General features: G+C 48.4%; 17 protein-coding genes and 1 pseudogene. 9 read left to right on the top strand and 9 right to left on the bottom strand.

The features are described 5' to 3' along the window. Positions 1-17: 17 nt before the first annotated feature. Positions 18-920, top strand: coding sequence for a hypothetical protein (locus BMZ56_RS06930; protein ID WP_143072866.1), 903 nt, complete (start codon positions 18-20; stop codon positions 918-920). Between the two features lie 118 nt (positions 921-1,038). Continuing rightward, positions 1,039-1,626, top strand: a complete 588-nt coding sequence (locus tag BMZ56_RS06925) for a sigma-70 family RNA polymerase sigma factor (protein ID WP_090625852.1) — start codon at positions 1,039-1,041, stop codon at positions 1,624-1,626. A gap of 173 nt (positions 1,627-1,799) precedes the next feature. On the opposite strand, the gene BMZ56_RS06920 is transcribed toward BMZ56_RS06925, so the two are convergent. Continuing rightward, positions 1,800-3,356 (bottom strand): glycoside hydrolase 5 family protein, encoded by a 1,557-nt coding sequence (locus BMZ56_RS06920; protein WP_090625851.1) that lies wholly within the window; start codon positions 3,354-3,356, stop codon positions 1,800-1,802. A gap of 726 nt (positions 3,357-4,082) precedes the next feature. Here BMZ56_RS06920 and arr point away from each other — a divergent pair. Next, positions 4,083-4,463: pseudogene (arr, locus tag BMZ56_RS26140) on the top strand (NAD(+)--rifampin ADP-ribosyltransferase); the annotation flags it as partial. On the opposite strand, the gene BMZ56_RS06910 reads toward arr, so the two are convergent. Beyond that, entirely contained in the window at positions 4,456-5,730 is a 1,275-nt protein-coding gene (locus BMZ56_RS06910; RefSeq protein WP_090625849.1) for a hypothetical protein, read from the bottom strand. The pseudogene arr and the gene BMZ56_RS06910 overlap by 8 nt on opposite strands. Positions 5,731-5,835: 105 nt before the next feature. On the opposite strand from BMZ56_RS06910, the gene BMZ56_RS06905 reads away from it, so the two are divergent. The 6 genes from BMZ56_RS06905 to BMZ56_RS06880 all read left to right on the top strand — a co-directional run bounded on the left by BMZ56_RS06905 (position 5,836) and on the right by BMZ56_RS06880 (position 11,966). Then, the gene (locus BMZ56_RS06905; protein ID WP_245893123.1) at positions 5,836-6,483 is read left to right on the top strand and encodes a 3-keto-alpha-glucoside-1,2-lyase-like domain-containing protein; all 648 of its coding nucleotides are present in this window, start codon (positions 5,836-5,838) and stop codon (positions 6,481-6,483) included. A gap of 520 nt (positions 6,484-7,003) precedes the next feature. Further along, complete coding sequence (gene rsgA / locus BMZ56_RS06900; RefSeq protein WP_090626241.1) at positions 7,004-8,059, top strand: ribosome small subunit-dependent GTPase A; 1,056 nt, start codon at positions 7,004-7,006, stop codon at positions 8,057-8,059. Between the two features lie 215 nt (positions 8,060-8,274). Beyond that, positions 8,275-9,282 (top strand): sensor histidine kinase, encoded by a 1,008-nt coding sequence (locus BMZ56_RS06895; protein ID WP_090625847.1) that lies wholly within the window; start codon positions 8,275-8,277, stop codon positions 9,280-9,282. Then, positions 9,279-10,034, top strand: a complete 756-nt coding sequence (locus BMZ56_RS06890) for a LytR/AlgR family response regulator transcription factor (RefSeq protein WP_090625846.1) — start codon at positions 9,279-9,281, stop codon at positions 10,032-10,034. Before BMZ56_RS06895 ends, BMZ56_RS06890 begins: the two co-directional genes overlap by 4 nt. A gap of 130 nt (positions 10,035-10,164) precedes the next feature. Continuing rightward, the gene (locus BMZ56_RS06885; RefSeq protein WP_218146493.1) at positions 10,165-11,085 is read left to right on the top strand and encodes a DUF6268 family outer membrane beta-barrel protein; all 921 of its coding nucleotides are present in this window, start codon (positions 10,165-10,167) and stop codon (positions 11,083-11,085) included. Positions 11,086-11,090: 5 nt separating this feature from the next. Continuing rightward, complete coding sequence (locus BMZ56_RS06880) at positions 11,091-11,966, top strand: lysophospholipid acyltransferase family protein (protein WP_090625845.1); 876 nt, start codon at positions 11,091-11,093, stop codon at positions 11,964-11,966. Positions 11,967-12,117: 151 nt separating this feature from the next. Here BMZ56_RS06880 and BMZ56_RS06875 read toward each other — a convergent pair whose 3' ends face one another. The 7 genes from BMZ56_RS06875 to BMZ56_RS06845 form a co-directional block, all read right to left on the bottom strand. After that, entirely contained in the window at positions 12,118-13,023 is a 906-nt protein-coding gene (locus BMZ56_RS06875; protein WP_090625844.1) for a phosphodiester glycosidase family protein, read from the bottom strand. A gap of 20 nt (positions 13,024-13,043) precedes the next feature. Next, a complete protein-coding gene (locus BMZ56_RS06870; RefSeq protein ID WP_090625843.1) occupies positions 13,044-14,324 on the bottom strand; it encodes a RagB/SusD family nutrient uptake outer membrane protein in 1,281 nt (426 codons plus the stop codon). Positions 14,325-14,342: 18 nt separating this feature from the next. Then, a complete protein-coding gene (locus tag BMZ56_RS06865; RefSeq protein WP_245893122.1) occupies positions 14,343-17,642 on the bottom strand; it encodes a SusC/RagA family TonB-linked outer membrane protein in 3,300 nt (1,099 codons plus the stop codon). Positions 17,643-17,893: 251 nt separating this feature from the next. Continuing rightward, a complete protein-coding gene (locus tag BMZ56_RS06860) occupies positions 17,894-19,045 on the bottom strand; it encodes a FecR family protein (RefSeq protein ID WP_090625841.1) in 1,152 nt (383 codons plus the stop codon). 22 nt (positions 19,046-19,067) lie between these two features. Next, a complete protein-coding gene (locus BMZ56_RS06855; protein WP_245893120.1) occupies positions 19,068-19,940 on the bottom strand; it encodes a phosphodiester glycosidase family protein in 873 nt (290 codons plus the stop codon). A 70-nt stretch (positions 19,941-20,010) separates the two neighbouring features. Continuing rightward, entirely contained in the window at positions 20,011-20,595 is a 585-nt protein-coding gene (locus BMZ56_RS06850; protein WP_090625840.1) for an RNA polymerase sigma factor, read from the bottom strand. A gap of 533 nt (positions 20,596-21,128) precedes the next feature. After that, the gene (locus BMZ56_RS06845) at positions 21,129-22,040 is read right to left on the bottom strand and encodes an alpha/beta fold hydrolase (protein WP_090625839.1); all 912 of its coding nucleotides are present in this window, start codon (positions 22,038-22,040) and stop codon (positions 21,129-21,131) included. Positions 22,041-22,065: the final 25 nt, after the last annotated feature.

Genomic DNA, 22,065 nt, shown 5'->3' with positions numbered 1-22,065 from the left:
TTCAATCACTATCAACAATGAGAAGAAGAACATTCATAAAAAACGCGTCGATTTTAAGTGTAGCGTTCCCTTTGGCAAACAAAGACTTAGGTGATTTCGGTAAGAAGACTTCGTTGTCAGACAGGCTATGGCTTTGGGGACACAATGCGGGAGGACATCACCATCCGGTAAATGCATATAACTTGCCGGGTGATAATCGGCTAGGACCAATGGAAGCATGCGACTATTTGGGAATCCGCAAATGTTGCAGGGTCGCGTTGGGTGAGCATGGTCCTTTCCCTCCGTTTGATCACGAGGCAGAAAAATTGAAGTCACTGAAAGAGGTCGTTTGGTCTGCCGTTGGTGACGCGAGTTCAAAACAACACGATGGAGAAGAGAGCGATCTTGGTGAAATTCTGCGGATAGCCAAATACCATGACAATATCACCGGTGCCATCCTTGATGATTTTTTTATCGTACCTACGGCCGATGGCCGGGTAGCAAGGTATACGCTCCAAAGTATCGAGGACATGCGGAATCGGCTCCACGGATTTCAAAAGCGCCATTTGGTCCTATGGCTTGTTTGGTATATCCACCAGCTTGACTATGAGCTTGCTGATTACATCAAATTGTTTGATGTATTAACGATGTGGGAGTGGAAAGGCAGTAATTTAAAGGATTTGGATCACAATATCGAAAAATTCGTCAATAAAACCCCGGGAAAAAGGCGGCTTATGGGTTGCTACCTATGGAATTTTGGAGAAAAAATGCCAATGACTGTTGATCAAATGGCGCATCAGTTGGAAGTATGCCATCGGTGGATCAAGCGGGGAGATATTGAGGGAATCGTATTTTGTGCAAATACCGTGGTGGATATCGGGTTGGAGAGCGTCGAGTTTACCCGCAATTGGATTTCGAAACACGGGAGAACCCTCGTCTGATCCTTAAAAGATAGCGCACTTAAATACGTGTAAATATCGGTTAAAGATTAGTATATTGTAAATCGGTTGCCTTTGGCTGTCATTGTTTGATTGTGGCCGTTTTGACATAAGCGCGCGTATGCATCACAACATAAAAAATCTAAGGGATTTCAAGCTCGGCAGAGAGTCGGGCTTGAAATATTTGATGTTGAAATTTGGCAACTCGCTTCGTTTTTTTGCCTATTCCATCATACGCAATAAAGAAGCGGCCGAAGAAATTGTCTCCGATTTATTTTACAAACTTTGGGAAAGAAGAGAGCAGGTTGAATCGTTGGATAAAATCAAAGCCTTTCTGTTTATTTCGGCGCGAAATGCCTGCTATGATTACTTAGATTTATCTACAAACCGCATACAGTCAGAACCGGATCCATTGGCAGCTTTAGAAAGTCAAGAGACCGATATTCTCAATAAAATTATTTTTTCTGAACTGGTTGAATTGATTGTTAAGGAGGTAAATAAGCTTCCCAAACAACAAGCCGTCGTCTTCCGGATGTCTTTTTTAGAGGGAATGACCACCGAGGAAATTTGTGCGAAGTTAGGCACCAGTATCGGAAATGTATATTTTGCTAAGTCCAAAGCAATATCCACTCTCAGGAGTATACTCGAACGCAAAGATTTGAAGTTATACACGACTTTCTTTTATTTACTTTGGATGTTGGTAGACTGAGGAACCAATACCCGGGTCACCGTAAAATAGCGGTCAATGTTTCCTACGAGCATCCGGTATCAATTCCGTTGGTTCTCCTTTGATCACAATTTTTTTAACAGCAGGCTCTTTTTATTTAAATACGCTCACTCGCAGCAACAGAATAATATGTAAGGTCACCAATGCCCCAGGCGTTAAAGCTTGATAAATACAGGTGATCCTGTTAATGAAATGGTATTGGTTACCTTGGTGTCCTTATTCTCCCAATCGATTTGCGTAAGTGTTTTAATATTGAACGATGCCGGGAAGCTGTACTGGGCCGATACGGTTTCTGAGGCGCCACTGGTTTTGGCCCACAATACATACATATAATCACCACTAGCCGCGGAATAAAAAGCTCCGCCATCAATATTGGAGGGCAATTTCAATTGAGCCGTTGTGGCCGCGTCGTATTGCCGGTTTTTTAAAAGATTGCTAACGGTGCGCCATGCTATACCACCAGGTGTTATCGTGGCGTTGTAAGGGCCGGATGTTAAGTTTTGGTAGAAGCCCATGGCCTGATAGGGATTGGTAACCTCGGACAATGGCTTACCTTCAGCGGGGCAATAGACGTACAGCCCCCTTATACCTGCCTTTTGCGCGACGATTGCCGCCTTAATTAAAAAATTCCGCTGCACCTCATTGCCTCCAACGTAGTTGCCAATAGCTTTGCGGGGGATATTGGTTTCTGTGACGATAAATGATTTTCTGGGTTTGGTCGTTCCATCATAGGAATATTTATCCAGTACGGCCTGAAAGTCATTCTTATGATTGATTACTGCTGCAGCCGCTGCATCCGAGTTGGGGTTACTTCCTAAATAATACATGGGATATACGTGGTAACTTAAACAATCGAACCACTCGCCACCTTTTTTAGGATAATCGGCATTTGTACTTCCTCCCTCCGGGTTATCCGTGTTGCGTAATATTGCGTCCAGAAAACCGGGGTAACCCAAGCCGCCTGTACACACCAAACCATCTTTATCCAATTGCTTGACGATCTCATAGGTGATCCTGAGCATGCGAACATAGGACTGGATGGGCGCAGCAAAGTTGCTCAGGTGGCAGGGGTTGGGATCTGATTTGCCCCAGGTTTGGCTGGCCGACCAGTTGTTGGTATAATCCGGTTCGTTCCAAACCTCCCAATACCTTACATAAGGTCCATACGTTTTTACTACATTGTAAACATAGTTTGCGTAAAAATTATCAGGGTTTACTTTTCCGGCAGAAGACCATATGGGCTCATACAGATTGGCGAAGGTTTTCGACTGCATGCCATCACAGTACTTCGTTTTTTCCCTGTGCGCATCGGAAGGTCCATTGAGAAACATGGTATGGTCCTTACCGCCCAGTTGCTGGTAGGTTTCAAAAGCACCTGCCCGGATGTCGTAGCCCCATCGCTGTACAAAATGATCATACATCGCCGGGCGCAAGCTGTTTACTCCGGCGCCAGCAATATTCCGAGTCGGATTGCCAATCAGCAGTTCAGCCAGTTGCTGATCGGACCAACCTGGGTAATACCCCATATTAGAACCATACAGGAATGCCTCCGCTGAAGCTGAAGATAAGTCAGAGGAAGGGTTTGTTGCCTCAGGCTTGTCGTCGTCTTCCCCTGCGACAAGCGCTTCCTTTGAGCATGAACTTAAAAACCATAAAAGAAAGAGTAAAGAAAGCGCATAAATTCCGCCAATTGCGGTCAATCGTTTAATCATGTCGAATTAATGTTTTTCACAGGCAAATTAAGTGGTGAGATGCCTCAAAATAAATATGCTCGGCGAACGCCAAAATTTATACCACCTATTGCTCCTAATGTGCAAATTAGGTATTTTTCTATTAAAATAGGGTAAAATATTTTAAATAACAGTAAAATATGGGAGGGTTGTAGATAAGTTTCGGATATGGTTTAAGCCGTTCTGAGAAGTATTGATACAATTTGGGGATTTTAATCACATTTAATTTCCCAACCAGCACATGGTTTCAATTTCAATTTTAAAAGGGTGGCGGTAATTATTGTCCAAAACGTTCTTATCTTTAGAACGATGCCCCTACATTTGTGTTTCACAAAAAAATAATACATGGAATTTAATCCGAGTAATCCCGTTGTGAAACGCTGCCTTGAAGGTATGGACATGGCCGAAAGGGGGGAATCCGAAGCAGCAAGCCGGCTATTCCTTCAAGCTTGGCACGAAGCTACCGACGACCTCGAAAAATTTATTGCGGCATATTATGTAGCCCGGCATCAAGCAAGCAACGCCGATAGGCTGCAATGGTACGAAACCGCTTTGCAATTTGCGTTGGCGATAAATGACGGTTCCGTACACAGTGCTTTTGCTTCGCTGTACGCCCATATTGCCAAATGCTATGAAGCGTTGGGCAATCCCGCCCAGGCGCAGAAGTACAACGAACTAGGAGAGGCTGTTGCCAACAAACCGGCAGACAGCGGCCCTTTCTATCATGGCACGCGAGCCGACTTGAAAGCAGGTGATTTGCTTACCGCGGGGCGCCCCTCTAATTACCACCCCGGTGTTATCATGAATCATATTTACTTCACAGCTATGGTTAACGGGGCCGGGTTTGCCGCCGCATTAGCAAATGGTGACGGGCACGAGCGAGTTTACATTGTCGAACCGACCGGGCCCTTTGAAAACGACCCAAATGTTACGGACAAAAAGTTCCCCGGCAACCCCACGCGTTCCTATCGAACCAGGGCGCCCATGAAAATCATTGGTGAAGTAACGGAATGGGTGCGGCAAACGCCAGCGGCTATACAACAATTCCGGGAAAAACTAGCCAAAAGCAAGGGGGAGATTATTAATTGATGAACGCCTCAAAAATTGTCTTTTCGCCATTTTTAATACGGACGTTACGCAAAGCTCCGCCACCCGAAAAGCCAACTATCATTCCCATAATATGTTTGTCTTCAGCTAATAGGGGGGCCTCGAAGGCGAGCCGGTTGTCTACGTAGTATCTAATATGGTTTTTCGTACTCACGCACTTGACATTCACCCAATCCGATACGGATGCGCCAAATCCTGATAAATCGTGATCCTTACCGGAATATACGCTGTCAATATTGCTGACCATCAAATTTGAAACGCATCCATTAATTGATAGGGGAAATATGATCGGCATCCGCTCATTAACAAGCCTTATCCAAATATGTCGACACGGGTCACGCCCGGATAGTGAATTGGATTTTACCTGTGCAGTAAATACGAAATCGTTCGCCGGAATGGGCGGGAATTGACCCACGTTAAAAAGCTTTACTTCTGCCACATCCGATAGTGGATTCAGACCATATTTCTCAATGATGTCGGGATGGACGTCAATTATTCCCTCTTCCATAAAATCGCCATCTTCAAGGTGGATCGGAGCTGATTGAAAGTCATTTAGTGTGGCAAGCCAGCCTTCGGTAGGGATCAACAACGGATATTCTTTTATCACCTGATCACCTATTACGAGTTTTGCATTGAAAAACCCCGGTTCATAATAGATCGAAGTGTGGGTATGCCCATTTTTAGGTACCAGGGCCCGGCGGTTTGGATCCCAATGCTGTTGGATGAAAACCGAATCGGTAGGGGAGTTCCGGGCGTCATAGGTAAATACGACAGAAGTCGGAATTCCTTGGCTTATCACGTTAGCGCTAAGGCTAAAATCGTCCGAGGATAGCGCCGAAGAAATTTCAGACAGTTGAGGTGCTGTGCGGAAAAGAAAAGAAGGTCTTACCATAATCACCGTAGCGAAAAGTATCACTATGCAACCACTCCCTATCAACAAAGGCCACCTGAACTTCCTTTTCTTCGGTTTTGCCGGAGAGGCATTCGCCACGAATGAACGCCAGCTATCATAACCCAGAAATCCAGCCAAAGCATCCAATGTAGATGTGGCAGGAGAGGCGGAGTAACTGACCTTCCCCCATATACGTTTTAATGTAGTGATGCTTAGTTGAACCTTGGTACGTTCATGAATCAACCTACTGAGCGTTTGGAAATCACTGTCTGACCAGTAATCGCTATCACCCCAATTGAGTTTCCGCTCAATCAGTGCCCGGCATTCCGCTATCAAATCTGCCCTATTTTCCTTCATTTGGCATCGAATGACATTGCACGGGCGTGAATGCACTTGTATTTGATATACGTCAACCGATTTGCATTCTTTGCCAGTATGAGTAAACTAAGATAGAAAATGATTATGAAAACAAGAATTGGTTTAATCGGATTAGTTTTTTGCTTTGCCGGAATCCTCAATACTTCGGAAACTTTCGGACAAGCGGATGGTTATATCACACTTTCCGCCATTGAAGCTAATGGTGAATCCGTTAATAGGGAAGTTAAATTTGGCGATGAAATCTATTTGGGACGGAGCGAAGGGGATGGATTTCTGAAGATAAAGCATATCAACTTTAGGAATGGTACCATAGAAGCCGATATTAAGGGAAATAATACACCACAGCAGAGTTTTGTTGGCCTAGCTTTTCATGGGAAAGACGACGAGACATACGATGTGGTCTATTTTCGGCCGTTTAATTTCAGGAATCCAGACAGGAAATCGCATAGTGTACAATACATCGCGCATCCAACCTACACATGGCAGAAACTGCGGGAGGAAAATCCCGGTAAATATGAATCAGCGCTTGATTCCGATCTGGACCCGGACGACTGGTTCCATGTTCGCATTGAAATTAACTCTCCTGCGGTAAAGGTGTATATAAACAACCATCCGACGCCCACGCTATCCGTAAACCAGCTTAGTTCCGGGGAAGGCGGTTGGGTAGGTTTATGGGTCGGGAATTTTTCCGATGGATGGTTTAGAAATCTTAAAGTTGTATCCAAAAAATAACTCATCGAATAGTTGACACCACGGACTATGGGTGAACCAGGCACATGTTAAATTAAGAGAACTGAGCAGGCGGGTATTGGGGTCGAGTTTAATTTCGGTGAGATGAGCAAGAATATGTTTATTCCAATCTCCAAGGCGGTTTCGAATTCGGCGTTGCCTATGGCCAAATATGTAAAGGTCCATTTGGATGACCTTGTAAGGTTTTAAAATGATTTATTAATTTCTACCTTTGTCGAATTAATGAGTGATTTATGTTTAATGCTCCATCCAACTCGGATCTTGTACTGTAAACAATCTGTATAACACTGTGCAGATTGTTCTCATCTTTCCTCTCGAATAATCCTATTTGAGAAAAATCTTTATTGGCGTAATTCGTTTAAAAAGCGTGCGATACAACGGGTTCGTTTCCTTCATTTGGCAACAACCTGGCAGTCCTGAACGCTAGAAACATACCAAGTAGCATTCTACCAAAAGAAGTGGATGCTACGACGATACATTATTCATGCTAAAATATAAAGCCATGATCAATTTAGAAACGTACGGTTGGAATAACCGATTGGACCAACAAAAACATAAATCAATACACAAGGCGTTGTTTCACGGGCGAATAGCCATTGTGCATCGCACCCGCTATGAAGTAGTCTCTGAAGGAGGAGTTTTTCAATGCGAACTGACTGGAAGCCTACTATTCGGAAAATCGACCTCTGAATTGCCGTGCGTCGGCGATTGGGTGATTTTTCAAGCCTTTGATGACCACAACGGAATTATAGTTGAGATGTTAAGCCGAGAGCGGACGTTATATCGCAAGAAAAGCGGTACGGTTGCAGATAGGCAAGCTATTGCCTCATACGTCGACAAAGCATTTATTGTGCAAAGCCTTGACGGAAATTTCAATGTCCGTAAAGTAGAGCGTTTTAGGGTTCAGATATGTGAAGCTGGAATCCAGCCCATCCTGGTGCTTAACAAAGCTGATTTAAGCGTTGACAGGAAGCCTGTCGATGAAGCGATCGAACACCTTGTTCATCAGATGCCCGTATACTTCACTAGCATTCATCAACCCCAAACGATACGTGAGATACGAGCATCCATTAGCCGCGGCGAAACAGCTATATTCGTCGGCTCTTCAGGTGTCGGGAAAAGTTCGCTCGTAAATGCACTGTGCGAACGAACCGTATTGGCGACGTCGGATATTAGCCTTTCATCAGGAAAGGGACGGCATACTTCCACTCGGAGAGAAATGGTATTGATGGATAACTCCGGCATTTTAATTGACACGCCTGGCGTTCGTGAATTCGGGTTAGCTATTGACGATCCTGATTCACTCACCAAAATAATGGAATTTTCGGACATTGCGGAATCATGTCGTTTTAAGGATTGTGAACATGTCAACGAACCTGGCTGTGCGATTTTGGAAGCCGTAAATAATCACACGCTGGATCGTAAGGTCTACGAAAGCTATATAAAACTTCGTAAGGAAGCATGGCATTTTTCGGCCTCTGAACATGAAAAGCGTAAAAGAGAAAAGTCCTTTTCGAAAATCCTGGAAGAGGTAAAGCAACGTAAAGCGGACCTATAATCCTTGGTTAACAATGGGGATACGCCTTTCAAAACGTTTTTTCAATAATTATTACCCCCAACCCCATGGGGGTAATCTCTAGGCTCATTTTTACCAATCCGTATAAACAACGTTAAATTCATCCCTAAAAAAATGAAGTTCATCAGAAACCGCAGGCGGATTTTAGTAAATCTTATTTGGGAAAGTTTACTTTTGAGATCGGTTCAACGAAACAAATGAATATAAAGCGGCTGCTCATCTTCTTTTTCGCTACACTGATCTATGCGTTGTGTCAAATGCTTTTCAGCATTATCCTGATGAAAGAAGAGTTATGGCATAATTTTCAGATCCAGCTGTCCGCCCATTACATCGTCATCCTGGCCATGTGCATCGCAGACTACGGGCTGTTGCTATTTTTGAATAAGCATTTGCCTTACTCCAAAAATATTTTTTACCGTATTGTGGCAGACATTGTCGGTATAACGGTAATATCCTTCATATTAATGGGGATTTTTAATTACCTGATCTACGAAGTACTGCTGGTTCCCCAAGCCGGAATGCCTTCTTTCCTCGTCAAATTTGCTTTCGCCATGACCACCAATATTCCCATTCTGTTGGTATTTGAATTGATCCATTATTTTCAGTCCGAGCAAAAAGCCATAGCCGATTCCGAAATAGCCAAACGAAAGGTGCTGTTGTTCCAGCACGAAACGCTAAGGGCACAAATAAACCCGCATTTCCTGTTTAATTCGCTAAATGTGTTGTCTTCGTTAATCTACATCAATCCAGACGGTGCCAACAAGTTTACAAAAGCGCTCTCAAAAACCTATCGGTATGTGCTTTCCCTTACCCGGCAGCCGGTTGTGTCGGTGGCGGAAGAATTGGATGCACTGGATGCGTATATTTTTATGATGCGGACCCGGTTTGAAAACGCATTTACGTTTACGGTAGATAAAGCAGTGGTCTGTGAACAGCATCAGGTTATCCCCCTTACCCTGCAACTGCTCATCGAGAACGCCTTTAAGCACAATAGCGCAACCGAAGAATCACAGCTGCACATAAAAATTACGATCGATAGCGGTTACATAACGGTTGAAAACAACATCCAGCCGTCAACCCCTGCAGATAAAGGCGGCGTCGGACTGAAATACCTGGCCAAGCAATATAAAATGTATGGTAAAGAAGTCATCGTGGCGCATACCGAACACGTATTTATGGTAAAAATCCCCTATATCCAGTCATGAAGTACCTGATCGTAGAAGACGAGCAGCTTGCTTACGAGGAGCTGAAGCGTATGATGGCAAAATTGCGCCCGGATGGTGTGTTGGAGCGCCATACCAAGACGGTCATCGATACCATTGGGTTTCTGAAAGCCGCCACCATCGACCTGATCCTGATGGATATCCGCCTGGCAGACGGCAACTGCTTCGAGGTATTTGACCACGTGAAAGTGACCACCCCGGTAATCTTTACCACGGCTTACGATGAACATGCCATCAAAGCGTTCAAATTGAACAGCATCGATTACCTGTTAAAGCCGTTTGACGAGCAGGAATTGGATGCGGCCTTGACGAAATTTGAAACCATTTTTCCTAACCACCCGGATAAGGCCAGTCCCCGGAATGTTGAACAGCTCCTGCCGCTCAAAACGAAAAACCGTTTCCTGATAGCCAAAGGAGAAAATTACCATTATATCGAAACCACGGACATCGCCCATTTTTATAGCGAAGACGGAGTGGTCTTCCTCCACACGTTCAACGATCGGCGGTACATCATTAATTATACGTTAGACCAGTTAGCACAGCAGCTCGATCATCGGCTGTTTTTCCGCGTATCGCGCAACTGCATCGGCCATGTGAAAGCGATTGAAAACGTCGCTAAATACTTCAATAGCCGGCTGAAGCTTTCCTTTTCACCGGAATGCCCGCACGAGGTGTTGGTGAGCCGTGTACGCGTTCCAGACTTCCTCAAATGGATGGACGGGATCGTGGACTAAACCCGGTTAAGAAAATCCGACTCCTTAAATGCTGCATTTCATTCGGTAAATACTGAAGGCTATCGTTTATGGCTTTAAGCGTCGCTCCCGTCGTCGTTCCTTTGTGCTGAAATCAAAACAAGTATTAATCGTGAAATCAATAGCATTATCCGTAACCGCATTATTTATGCTGCTGGGTCTGGGAGCAAGGGCACAACAGCTGTCTTTCAAGACGGAGTACATTGGAAATTCGGGCTACTATTACCTGCCTCCCGGTGAAAAGCCGCGGGAAAAAATCGGTGACGCCAGGGGCTCGGCGATGGTCTATCAGGGTGCATTCAGTATGCCCCTGTCGATGAAATTAAATGCAAACAACCGTCCGACTGCCTGGGGCGTCGGTCTTGGTGCCGCGTACGTTTCGCTGAAGAACCGGAATTTCTCGGAACATAGGGTTTCCGAAATCGTGAACCTACAGCTGGGCGTTTACCACGTACGCCCGTTGAACGATAAGTGGTCGATGCGGGCAAGTGTAGGAGTGGGGGTATTTACACCCACGACCGATTTTTCCAGAATCAGCTTCAACAACGTGCTTGGTAGCGGCGGCGTGGTGTTTATCCGCCACCTGAACCCCAAGCTCGATATCGGCGGTGGTGTGGCGATAAACAGTTCCCTCGGGTATCCGATGGTATTTCCGGCCGTGTACGTCAACTGGCGGCATGACGGCAAATTCGACGTAACAATTGAACTGGTCGAGGGGTTGGACGTATCGGCGGGTTATGGTTTCAATGACCGCTTCAAACTATCGTATGCCCTTGAAATGAACGGGCAGGTGGCTTTGCTTACAAAAGACGGCAAAGACGTGATCTTCTCGCATCAATATATTGTTACGGGGTTTCGGCCCGAATTAACGCTTGGTAAAACAGGGCTGTCGATAACGGCCATGGCGGGGCTAAACCTGTTCCGTCCGGCCTCCTACAGCGACAGAACCTTGAAAGGCGTGTTTGCCGGGGATAATGACTATCATTTTTCGGCCTCCCCCTATGCGTCAGTAGGGTTCAAAATGAAGCTTTAAAACAGATGAACCTGAAGCAAACCTTACGGAACGTTGCCTATTGGGGCGTTTATGGAATTACCTACGTTGTAAGCCTGCTGCCCATCGGATGGCTGTATGCAATGGCATCTTTTACGTTCTTCCTCGCTTATTACCTCATAGGCTACCGGAAAACAACAGCCATCCAAAATGTGGCGCGTTCGTTTCCGGATAAGCGATACGGGGAAATCCACGCCATCGTAAAAAAGTTCTACGCGTGCTTTTGCGCCTACTTTGCTGAAATCATAAAAGGGGTATCTGCGCCGATAGACCTACTGGAGAGGAAAATCATATTCGAGAATTTGGAGTTGATCGACCGATATATCAACTGTGGGCGCAATGTGATTGCCTGTCTGGGGCATTGCGGAAATTGGGAGATGCTGAATGTGATGCCCTATAAAATGCGCCACGAGGTATATGCCGTTTACAAACCCCTCCGATCGGCAACGATCAACCGGCTGATGGCCAAACTCCGGTCCCGTTTTGGCATGAAGTTAATGCCGGGTCGCGCCGTGATCCGCCACATGCTGTCTAAAAATGCACACCCCGCGGTCTACCTGTTTCTTGCCGACCAATGCCCGCATATCCAGGAAGAGAAATACCGGTTTACGCTATTGAACCAGGAAACCTATGTTTTTTCGGGGATGGAAAAATTGGCCCGCGCAGGTCGGACGGCCGTGATCTACCTGCACATTACGCAGTTGTCAAAAGGGAGTTACAAAATAGTCTGCGTGCCGCTGTGTGCCGAAGCCGAAGCGATGGTCGACGGCGAAATCACCCAGAAGTACATAGACCTGCTGACGGAAAATATCCGCGAAGAACCATACGGCTGGCTGTGGACACATAAACGATGGAAAAGATAATCGGATTCCGGATAGCCGGGGAGCATAGCCGTCGTGTAATGCGGACCGTCGATCTTGAGAAGTGCAGCGGCGACTACGAGTTGCTGGGAGATGAATGGCCCAACGAACCGGAATCTTCCGCAATCGTTGGGCCATGCTTTTGGTTGTTTCGTTATTCCGCGATAATCGCCCACCCATTGGCAACCGCACGCGGCGCCCCGTCCGAAGTGCGGTTGCGTACTTTGTAGGTCGATTCCGCTGGGTCGTTGACAAGGAACGTGGATGAACCACCCCCATCGAGGTTGATGGACTCGGTCACGCCCAAGGCGTGCATCAATTGCCCCAGGTCGGTGAAGCTGATGCCGTAGGAGTAGTCGTATTTGCGGCCATCCACTACCATAAAATACACGTGGTTATCGGCGGTATATCCCACCGCGGTGCGGGGTTCGATGGTGTTATCAGTATGAATAACGGGCTCCCCATTTTTTACCAGCGTCTGGTTGCCACCCAGCGCATGGTAGATGTTGGCTTTCTCCCGTTCGTAGTCAGCATCGTTGCCGATCATTAACTCACCCGATTTACTAACGCCAAAAAATGTCCAGCCAGCCGGTATAATCGTCCGGATGGGCGCGCCCGACTTGTAGACGATACCCCGCGGTTCGCCGGTGGATCCGTTGAAAAAGTCGGCATTGCTTGCGAAAAGCACCCGGCCCTCCGATTCTGCATAGCTGACCATTTCCGGGACGGTCTGCCGTGCATACGCATCCTCGCCGAAAGGCGTAAGGGGGTGCAGCTTAACCGCTGGCTGGTTCAAGTCGGCCTCCAGGATGAAGATCCGCAGGCTGTGCCCGTTGACATCCATCAAATGCACATGGGTTTCCGAAACACCGGTCGACAGCTCAATCGTCGTGTCACGGTAAACGCGGTGGACCAGCTCACTATTTTCCTGCAGGCGAACGGTCAGTTCACTGCGCGTATGATCTAAAATTTGTATGGGTTTCTGCTCGGTTTTCTCACATCCGGCAAAGAGGATGGCCGAAAGGGCGGCTACAAGAAACCATTGATTACTTTTTTTCATGTCTTGCACGGTTAATTAAATTAATAGCCATCGTTTTGAGTGAGATTCGAGTTTACTTCACGCTCGTAATCCGGTATGGGAAATAAGGTCCGGTAAGGCTCGATTTCGAGCTCCTCGACCGCCTTGCCCGTCCGCACCAGGTCATACCAGCGGAATCCTTCAGCAAGCAACTCCCGCCGGCGTTCGAGGGCTACCGCATCTTGGTAGGCCGTCTCGGTGGTGGGATCGATCGCCGGAAGGTTCCGCGCTTCCCGAAGCTGATTCAACCATGGAAGACCTTCCAGTCCTTTCGCCTCGGCAGCTATTAAATACATTTCCGCCAGGCGGATGACCGGGAAGGGGTCCGTTCCCGTTTGCCCACTCGGGTATTTATTGATAACATTGAGGGCGCTTACGGTGGCTATGCTGATGTCTTTCCGGTTGTCCCCTTCATCGAACAGCGTCATCACCGCATCGGTCGGCTTATACACATACGAGCCACTTACGTCGTGCGCATACGTATAAAAGAGTCTACTGAGGGTAATGGTGGATTCTTCCGTTAGGTTTTTGAAGCTGAAGATCTCTTCCCGGTTCTGCTGGTGGCGGAAGATTTTATCAAATCGGTCCAACGAGAACGTCGGCAGCGCAATGACCGCCTCGGCCGCTTGTGCAGCCGCTTCCATCTTGTTCTGACCGATCAGGACACGCGCCAAAAGCGCCTGCGCCGCCTGCCGCGACACGTAGTAATAATCCCCTTCATAGGTCGGGGCCTTTTCAAGCGCAACGGCGAGGTCGGCTTCGATCTGCTGCCACACGTGGGCGGCGGGATCGCGCGACACCCGTTCGGTGGTGTTTTCCAGGATAAGCGGAACGTCGCCCCAGCGCGTCACCAGGTTGTAGTAAATATAGGCTCTAAAGAAGTGGGCCACACCTTCCATGCGCTCACGCTTCTCAGACGCCGGTTGATCGGCCATGATGCTCAATACGTTGTTCACCTGGTACAGCGCCTGGTATAAACCACTCCAGTTTTTGTTGACCAGGTCGTAGTCGGTTCGCATAATGTTGCGGATGAACGCCAGTTCGCTGCCGCCGGAAGCCCCGATCAGGTTTCCGCCAACCAGATCGAACATAATATAGGACTCCCGTCCCTGGTTGTTCTGAACGGCGTTGTACATACCATTCAGCAAAGCGTCCATATCGCGTTCACTTACGGATTCTGGAGCAACGGATGTATGCGGATAAAAATCCAGGTCCGTGCAGGAAGATAGGAATCCCAACATCAGCACTGCCAAGACGTTGGTTATTGTTGTTTTCTTGTACATTGTCTCTTTCGCTTTTTGTTAAAAACCAATATTTACCCCTACGTTGAAGCTCCGCAGTTGCGGCAGAATCAAATTGTCCTGACCGATAAACTGCGGGTCGAAATTGTTGGTCACCTCGGGGTCGTAACCCCGGTAGTTGGTCCACAGGTGGAGGTTATCGCCCTGCAGGTAAACCCGCAGCCGGTTCATGCCCAGTTTCGCAGCCACCTCCGTCGGCAGTGTGTACCCCAGGTTCAACGAGCGCAGCCGTATATACGACCCATCCTCTAAGAACCGGGAAGAGTTTTGCGTATTCCAGGCGTTTCCATAAATAGCCCGGGGCGTGGTGTTGCTGGTCCCCGGTCCGGTCCACCGTTCATTGGCCACCCGTTGGGTCATGTTCATAAAACCACTTCCTAGCCGGTCGGTATTGGTGCGGTAGCTCGCATAAATTTCGTTGCCATACGAATAGGTGAAGAAGACGGCAAGGTCGAAGTTCTTAAAGGAAAAACTGTTGTTCCAGCCGCCGAAGAAATCCGGGTTGGCCGTACCGACGATCTGGCGGTCCGATACATTGATGGCCCCGTTGCCGTCCAGGTCTTCGTAGCTGACATCCCCTGCGCGCACGCCATTTTTATAGAGCGATTCGGGGACTTCCTCGTCCGACTGGTAGATGCCCGTTTGCTTATACATATAAAAGCTGCCCACTTCCTGGCCCACCTGAAGGGTCATATTGGCCCCAATCAACAGCGCTTCATCGCCGATGAGGGAGGTGAGCCGGTTCTTGATAAAGGAAATGTTAAAATCGGACGACCACCGTACCGGCCCCAGCGGCACGTTTGCATTCACCAGGAACTCCCAGCCCTTATTCTCCATCGAGCCGATGTTGCTGATGATCGACGTAAAACCGGACGTAGCCGGCTCGGGCTTGCTGTACAGCAAATTGTCCGTTTTCTTGATGAAATAGTCGGCGGTTACGTTCAGCTTTCCGTTCAGGAAGCTAAGGTCCAGGCCGGCACCGTATTGCCGTGCCGTTTCCCACGTCAGGTCGCGGTTGCCGTTGGTGCTCACGCCGATGCCGCTCTTGTTGTCGTAGTTGCGTCCGCCGCTCATCTGCGCATGATACGCATAGCTGCTGATGCCATCCTGGTTTCCCGTTTCGCCGTAGCTCGCGCGGACTTTCGCAGTGGTACCGATCAGCTGCCAGAACGGCTCATTGGAGATGTTCCAACCCGCAGATACCGAAGGGAACGATCCCCACCGATTGTCGGTATGAAACTTCGACGAGCCGTCGGCCCGCAGCGACACGCTCAGCAGGTATTTATTATCCCAGGCTAGGTTCGCGCGTCCGAAGACCGACATCAAGGCGCTTTCCGTAACGGTCGTTCCCGCCTCAAGAATGGAGGCAGCCACGGAGAGCTGCTGAAACGAAGGTGAGGGGAACCCGCTACCCGCGATGTTGGACGTAGAAAGGTTGATTTTCTGGTACGAATAGCCCAGCAGCCCGTCTACGTTCAGCTTATCAAACGTTTTGTTGTAGTTCAGCGTATTTTCCCAGAGCACATTCGGCGTAAACCGGCGGTTGTCATACTTCACACCGATGCCCGTACCGTAGGGGTGGTTTTCGGCATAATAAATGTTATCCAGCGTGTAGGTCAGGTCGGTACCCACCATGGTTTTGAACACTAGCCCCTCGGTAATGGTCGCGCGTCCAAAGAAGGAGCCCAGGAACCGGTAGTTATCGAGCGAAATATCCTGCTCATTGATAATCTGGAACGGGTTGTGGTAGATCAGCTCGTCGGTACCACCCAGGTAGTAGTCGCCATTGGGTTTGAACGGGCGGTCAAACGGCCGCTGCAGCAGCGACCGACCCATCATGGTAGTTCCGAGGTTCGACCCCGGCACACGCTTATTGTTTGAATAGCTGTAGGTGGTATTGGCGCCGAATTCCAGCCACTTATACAGCTTGTGGGTCAGGTTCAGCTTACCCGTGTAACGGGTAAACTTCTGATCGATAAAGGCGCCTTCCTGGCTGAGATAGTTTCCTGAGAGGTACACGCTCGTCTTATCGGTGCCGCCCGTGAAGGAGAGAGAAACGCTGGTTGTATTTGCTGGACGCGTAATCAGGTCAAACCAGTCCGTCCCCGGCTCGCCGGGGAAGGGATTTTCCTTGCGCTCCATGTAGTTGGACACGCCTGGGCTGTATCCATACTGCGTGTTGAAATTGTCGATGGCCTCATTGATCACCGAGAGGTAGAGATCCGGATCCGCCATTTCCATCTTGTCAGTATTCGGCACCACGGACATGCCCGTGAACGCATCGATACCAAATTTCGTCTGGTTGGCCTTACCGGATTTGGTGGTGATCAATATCACCCCATTGGTGGCGCGGCTTCCGTAGATCGCCGACGATGCCGCATCTTTGAGCACTTCCACCGATTCGATGTCGTTCGGGTTCAGCAGGGCGAGCGGGTTCATGTTCTCACCGAAGTTCAGCAGCGCCGCATTCTGGTTCACCAGCGGGATCCCATCGATGACGTACAACGGTTCGTTGGTTGCGCTCAGCGAGCCGATTCCGCGGATGGACACTCGGTTGGACGTACCAGGGCTGCCCGAGCCGCCGCTTACCTGAACGCCCGCCATGCGGCCCTGGATCAGCTGGTCGGGCCCTAAAACCGGACGCGCATTCTCTTCCGTGGGCCGGAACGAGGCCACCGAAGCCGTCAGGTCTTCCTTCTTCTGCCGGCCATAGCCGATAACCACTACCTCTTCCAGGTCCGAAAAATCCATTTTCAGGGCCACCTGTAGGTTCGATTGTCCATCCAATGTTACTTCCTGACGCTGATACCCCACTAGGGTAAAGACCAGGACGTCGCCGCTCGAAGCAGCGATCTGAAAGTTTCCCGCGGCGTTGGTCGTAGCGCCACGTGTGGTGCCTTTCACCATCACCGTTACCCCCTGCAATGGATTTCCGAGGGAGTCAGTAATGCGACCCGTCACCTGTTCGGGCTGCTGGGCGGCGGTGGACAGGCTGCGTTTGCTTTCGTCCTGTTTAAAAAGGATGTTCCGCTCAACGATCTTATAGGAGATGGGCAAGCCCTTCAGGCAGGCTTCCAGCACCTCTTCCACCGGCGCGTTTTGTACCGCCAGGCTGATTTTCTTTTCGGTAAAACTCCGGTCGTCGTAGAGGAACACGTAACCCGTTTGCTTGGCTACCTGTTCAAACACATCGGACAACGTCGTGTTCTTCACCTGGAGTGACACCCGCTGTGCATAGGTCGAACCGCTGACCTGAATGAACAACGAGAGCAGTAAACCGACGATCAATTGAAATCTCATAATAAACCTGAGTTTTGCAAATTTTTGTGGAGGCGACCATTTTGATGATTTGGTCGATGCATGACATGCTAATTTCATTACTTTTGTAATGTTTGGGTTCGTAATTTTTGATTAATACCAGTTACTCGAATCTTCGGCTCAAACGTATACGTCTTCTGACCGGCATCAGAAGGCGTTTTTTATTTTGAGACGCTGTGGTTGTGTCTGTTTGTTAGTTCATCATTTCACATGTTAGGTTACACATTATTGGGTTATTTTTTTCGAACGATAATCTGTTTGACGCCCTGCTGGTTCACGATGCGGCAATCCAGGTCGTAGAAGGCCAGGATATCCAGTACATTCGATGCATTGGTGTTGCGGTATACCTCACCGGATAGCGTAATATCAGGCTTTTCCCCTTCAAATACCACGTCCACATTATACCACCGCGAGAGCTCCCGCATGACAGTCGCCACATCCGAATGGCTAAAGTTGAATTTGCCGTTTTTCCAAGCCACTGCTTGCGCTACGTCCACCTTCCTGATCGCCAGTTGGTTATCTTCCGCCCACAGCGCCTGTTCGCCCGGTGCCAGCACCACCGGTCGTTGGTCGGTGCTGCCGCTCACCTTCACGGCCCCTTCCACCAGCGTGGTCCGTATCAACGGTTCATCGGGGTAGCTGTTCACATTAAAATGGGTGCCCAGTACTTCCACCATCTGTCCGCGCGAAGCCACCCGGAAGGGACGGTCAGGATCGCCGGCGACCTCAAAATACGCTTCCCCTTCCAGCTGCACCAGCCGTTCCTGCGTCGCACCGCTGATGGCATAGGTAAGTGTCGATGCCGCATTCAGCCATACGTGCGTACCGTCGGGCAGCACCAGGTGATACTGTCCACCGCGCGGCGTCTGCAAGCGGTTAAAAACCGGCACTTCGCGATCCGCTCCGGAAGCTTCCAGCTGGTATACCAATTCACCGTCCGCATGTTTATAGATGGCATGCTCACCCTCTTGGGCAACGGTGCCGTCGGGCCGTTCGTCCAGTACAATTTCCGTCCCGTCGGCTAGCTGCAGGATGGCCCGGTTTCCTCCGGGAGCCAGGTCGTCCGGCAAAGACGTGGCCGCCACCTCAGATTCGGTGCCCGACCATTCCGACTGGAAGAAGTAAACATAAACGCCTATCGCCATCACCGCTGCGATGGCGGCTGCGGCGACGTAGCGATACCACGGAGCGAGGCGATGCGCCCGTTTGCGGGGTAACCGCTCCCGTACGTCGGCGAGGTCGTTTTCCATTTGTTCCATGGAAGGCAGCTCCCCCGGTAGATCCAGTTGACGGTACCACTGTTCCACCTGAAGACGCTCTTCAGGTGTGCAGGTACCAGAAAGGTACTTGTGTAAGAGCTGCTCCCTCTTCTTGTGTGCATCCATGCGTATTCCGGTTTGCGTGCGGTTAATCCTTCAGGTAAATGATGTTCGCTACCTCGCGCAGTCCCTCGTGGTCAAACCGCTTATTATCTGAAGGATAGTTTACAACGTTGTTTTCAGTCGCGCCTTTCACATACAGCGTGCTACTGCCTCCACCGTCCAGATTCATCGCATCTTTGGCTCCCAGCCAACGCAGTACCCGGGCTAACTCATGCAGGTTCATCCCCTCGGCCATCCGGTTCCGGCCGTCTACCACCATCAAGAGCAATTTCTTGTCGGAAGTCACCGCTATGGCGCTCCGTGGATGGCGGTTGACGTTGAACGCGTTGGCGGCCAGCTCCGCCACGCTCTCCCGGTGAATCAAGAGCGGACCGGAAAGGAGCACGTTGGGCGCTTTGTGGTTCTCATAATCGATGGAAGATGCAGGGTGGATTTCGACTCCCTTCCGGTCTATCAGCAGGACGGCGTTTGCCCGGGCCGTTGCTTTTTTGGTGCGGTTAACCACTTTGTTTGCCACTTTGATGTAATCCCATGCACCGCCATGTTCCATATCAAAGAACCCTCCGTTTATGGCAACCAGTGCATTGTTTTCCGCTGCAAATTGGGCGGCCGTCTTGAGCTGCACGGAATCAGCGGCCATCAAGATCCGTTTCCGGTATTTCCGGAGGTCAATTTCTACCAAGTTGATTTCCTGCTGGCTTTCGAAGAGGTTATCAAAATGGCCCTGCTTCCATACGATGCCTTTCTTGATGGGGCTAACCGTCCATTCCTTCTGAACCACCGCAAGGGAATCAAGGGATTGACCCCATGCAGCAGTCTGAGGGACGAGGAACGCGCCCAAAAAGAGGATCAACCCCGTTACCCGCTCCCGATAGGTTTTGTATATATATTTTTCCACTTACGCTTTTGTTTGTCTATTAGCATAGTACCTAAACCACCCCCTAGGGCGTAAGCGAAAGTGAAAAAAATCAGAAAAAAAGGAAATAAGCGAGTGAAAGTAAGGTGCCCAGCTTTTGGCGCAGCACCTTCAGGGCGTTGTTTACGTGTTTCTTGACGGTCATTTCCGACAATCCGAGCTCATCTGCAATTTCTTTGTGCGATAGGTATTGCTGGCGACTCATCCGGAATACTTCCTGCATCTTGGGCGGAAGCTGTACGATTTCCTCTTCGATTAATTGACCGAGTTCGTTCTCCCGGACGCGGTCATCGGCATGCACAGGGTCCGGAATGTCTCCTGTTGAAAGTGCCTCGAAATAACCCGTTGCTGCTTTTTTTTGCGTGATCAGTTTGATGGTCCGGTATCGAAGGGTTGCATACAAGTACCCGCCCAGCGAGCTTTCGGGCGATAACGAATGCCGGTTGTGCCAGAGTGCAGAAAATACGTCTTGCAGCAGGTCTTTCACATCATCGCGGTCGCCCACCCTTTTGCATGCATGGAAATAAAGCCGCGGTGAATAGCGCTCGTAAACTTCCAGATAAGCACCATGATCATCCTCTAAGATGAGTCCTATCAATTCGCTATCACTGCATGACTTGTAAGAGATCGCCGCCATGAACGGGTTAAATTTATGCGGAGCAAAACTACCAAATGTCTCCCTACTAACTGTTAGGACAATATTACTAAAAGTTTAATTATATCGGTAAATTTCTTGGTCACAACTGCGTCAACCAACCAACGACTCATCGTCCGGTGGTTTTTCCATAGCCTGGCTCAGTATGCGTATACCATCCTTCAACGTCTGTACTTCCTGTTGTTTCTGAGCAAGCCGCTTTTCGTTGACGGCATAATACTGTATCAGATATTCCTGAAATGATGGCGTCTAAGTTATGGAAACCATTCAACCAATTGGTGTCATGACTAAGCTAGATCGGTTTACACTACTGCTTGATTTACAAGTATGCCCGTTGCTTTCGAAAGGCTAAAATAGTGGTCGTTGTCAACAATACGGATAATAGTAGGACATGACGTTGAAACATTGGAATACACATTGGTCATCGTCCAATAGACGGATCTTTCTGCAAGAATGCTAGAATTAGCTTCGCTTACCTAAGCAAAATTTCCTTCTTCCATTCGCAGTTTAACGGTTTAAATCCCATTTATAAAATCAAAAACAGAACGGATAAACTCCTCGTTCTTTTCATAATACAGTATGTGTCCGCCGTTAATTTTCCGGACATTTCCGTTTATAAAATGAAACAATAAATAATGATTTTCGCCAATGGAATGATCCTTCTCGCCGGTAATTATCAAAACCGGTAACTTAACCTGTTTGGTCATCGGCGTATAATCTTGCCAGTAATCATCTATCGAGAAGACGTGTTTGGAAAAATCATAATCACTGGGATTCTGGCTGTCAATTTCATCAACCTGGTCAACATTCGTTTTACTATCTGAAAGCATTTTATAGCCTAAATCCTTTTGAGATAGCGCTTTCTTCGCTTTAAGAAATGTTGACATTAATGAACCGGATGTGCTGTCAGGCACAGCAAAGTCCGTTTTTAAAAGGCTATTTATGTAGTTAATCTGTCCCTCTAAAGAATTACGCATGCTGAGCGTTGAATTTGCTAGGATCAACCCCTCGACACGGTCAGGATGATTCAGCGCATAATTTAATGCCAGAATACCTCCAAACGAGTGGGCCATCAAATACACTTTTGCAGCACCATAGTGCTTGCGAATTAAATCAATATCTTTAACCATTCTCTCCAGGGAATAATCACCACTTGCAGATTTCTGTGAGCGGCCACATCCTCTTTGATCGTAATATACCATCGACAGATTCGTCTCCAAACCATCCCCCTTTAACCTTTCAAACGATTTACTCCAGGCTCCCGGGCCTCCGTGAATAAAAATACAGATCGGCCCGTTGCCCGATTTTTTAACAAATAGCTTTGTGCCATCATCGGTCGTCAGGTAATCATTCATCCTTGATTGGCCTTGAACACCCATTCCAATGCAGATGAGCAATAAAACAATTGAAGACTGTATACGGTTCATAAAAATGTGTTTCTTAATAATCTCT

The sequence above is a fragment of the Parapedobacter indicus genome, from assembly GCF_900113765.1.
GTDB lineage: Bacteria > Bacteroidota > Bacteroidia > Sphingobacteriales > Sphingobacteriaceae > Parapedobacter > Parapedobacter indicus.
This window is presented reverse-complemented; position numbering and strand designations above follow the sequence as displayed.

Excerpts from the sequence above, each read along its gene's own strand:
- BMZ56_RS06930 (WP_143072866.1), top strand. The coding sequence starts at position 18 with ATGAGAAGAAGAACATTCATAAAAAACGCGTCGATTTTAAGTGTAGCG.
- BMZ56_RS06925 (WP_090625852.1), top strand. The coding sequence starts at position 1,039 with ATGCATCACAACATAAAAAATCTAAGGGATTTCAAGCTCGGCAGAGAG.
- BMZ56_RS06920 (WP_090625851.1), bottom strand. The coding sequence starts at position 3,356 with ATGATTAAACGATTGACCGCAATTGGCGGAATTTATGCGCTTTCTTTA.
- BMZ56_RS06910 (WP_090625849.1), bottom strand. The coding sequence starts at position 5,730 with ATGAAGGAAAATAGGGCAGATTTGATAGCGGAATGCCGGGCACTGATT.
- BMZ56_RS06905 (WP_245893123.1), top strand. The coding sequence starts at position 5,836 with ATGAAAACAAGAATTGGTTTAATCGGATTAGTTTTTTGCTTTGCCGGA.
- rsgA (WP_090626241.1), top strand. The coding sequence starts at position 7,004 with ATGATCAATTTAGAAACGTACGGTTGGAATAACCGATTGGACCAACAA.
- BMZ56_RS06895 (WP_090625847.1), top strand. The coding sequence starts at position 8,275 with ATGAATATAAAGCGGCTGCTCATCTTCTTTTTCGCTACACTGATCTAT.
- BMZ56_RS06890 (WP_090625846.1), top strand. The coding sequence starts at position 9,279 with ATGAAGTACCTGATCGTAGAAGACGAGCAGCTTGCTTACGAGGAGCTG.
- BMZ56_RS06880 (WP_090625845.1), top strand. The coding sequence starts at position 11,091 with ATGAACCTGAAGCAAACCTTACGGAACGTTGCCTATTGGGGCGTTTAT.
- BMZ56_RS06875 (WP_090625844.1), bottom strand. The coding sequence starts at position 13,023 with ATGAAAAAAAGTAATCAATGGTTTCTTGTAGCCGCCCTTTCGGCCATC.
- BMZ56_RS06870 (WP_090625843.1), bottom strand. The coding sequence starts at position 14,324 with ATGTACAAGAAAACAACAATAACCAACGTCTTGGCAGTGCTGATGTTG.
- BMZ56_RS06865 (WP_245893122.1), bottom strand. The coding sequence starts at position 17,642 with ATGAGATTTCAATTGATCGTCGGTTTACTGCTCTCGTTGTTCATTCAG.
- BMZ56_RS06860 (WP_090625841.1), bottom strand. The coding sequence starts at position 19,045 with ATGGATGCACACAAGAAGAGGGAGCAGCTCTTACACAAGTACCTTTCT.
- BMZ56_RS06850 (WP_090625840.1), bottom strand. The coding sequence starts at position 20,595 with ATGGCGGCGATCTCTTACAAGTCATGCAGTGATAGCGAATTGATAGGA.
- BMZ56_RS06845 (WP_090625839.1), bottom strand. The coding sequence starts at position 22,040 with ATGAACCGTATACAGTCTTCAATTGTTTTATTGCTCATCTGCATTGGA.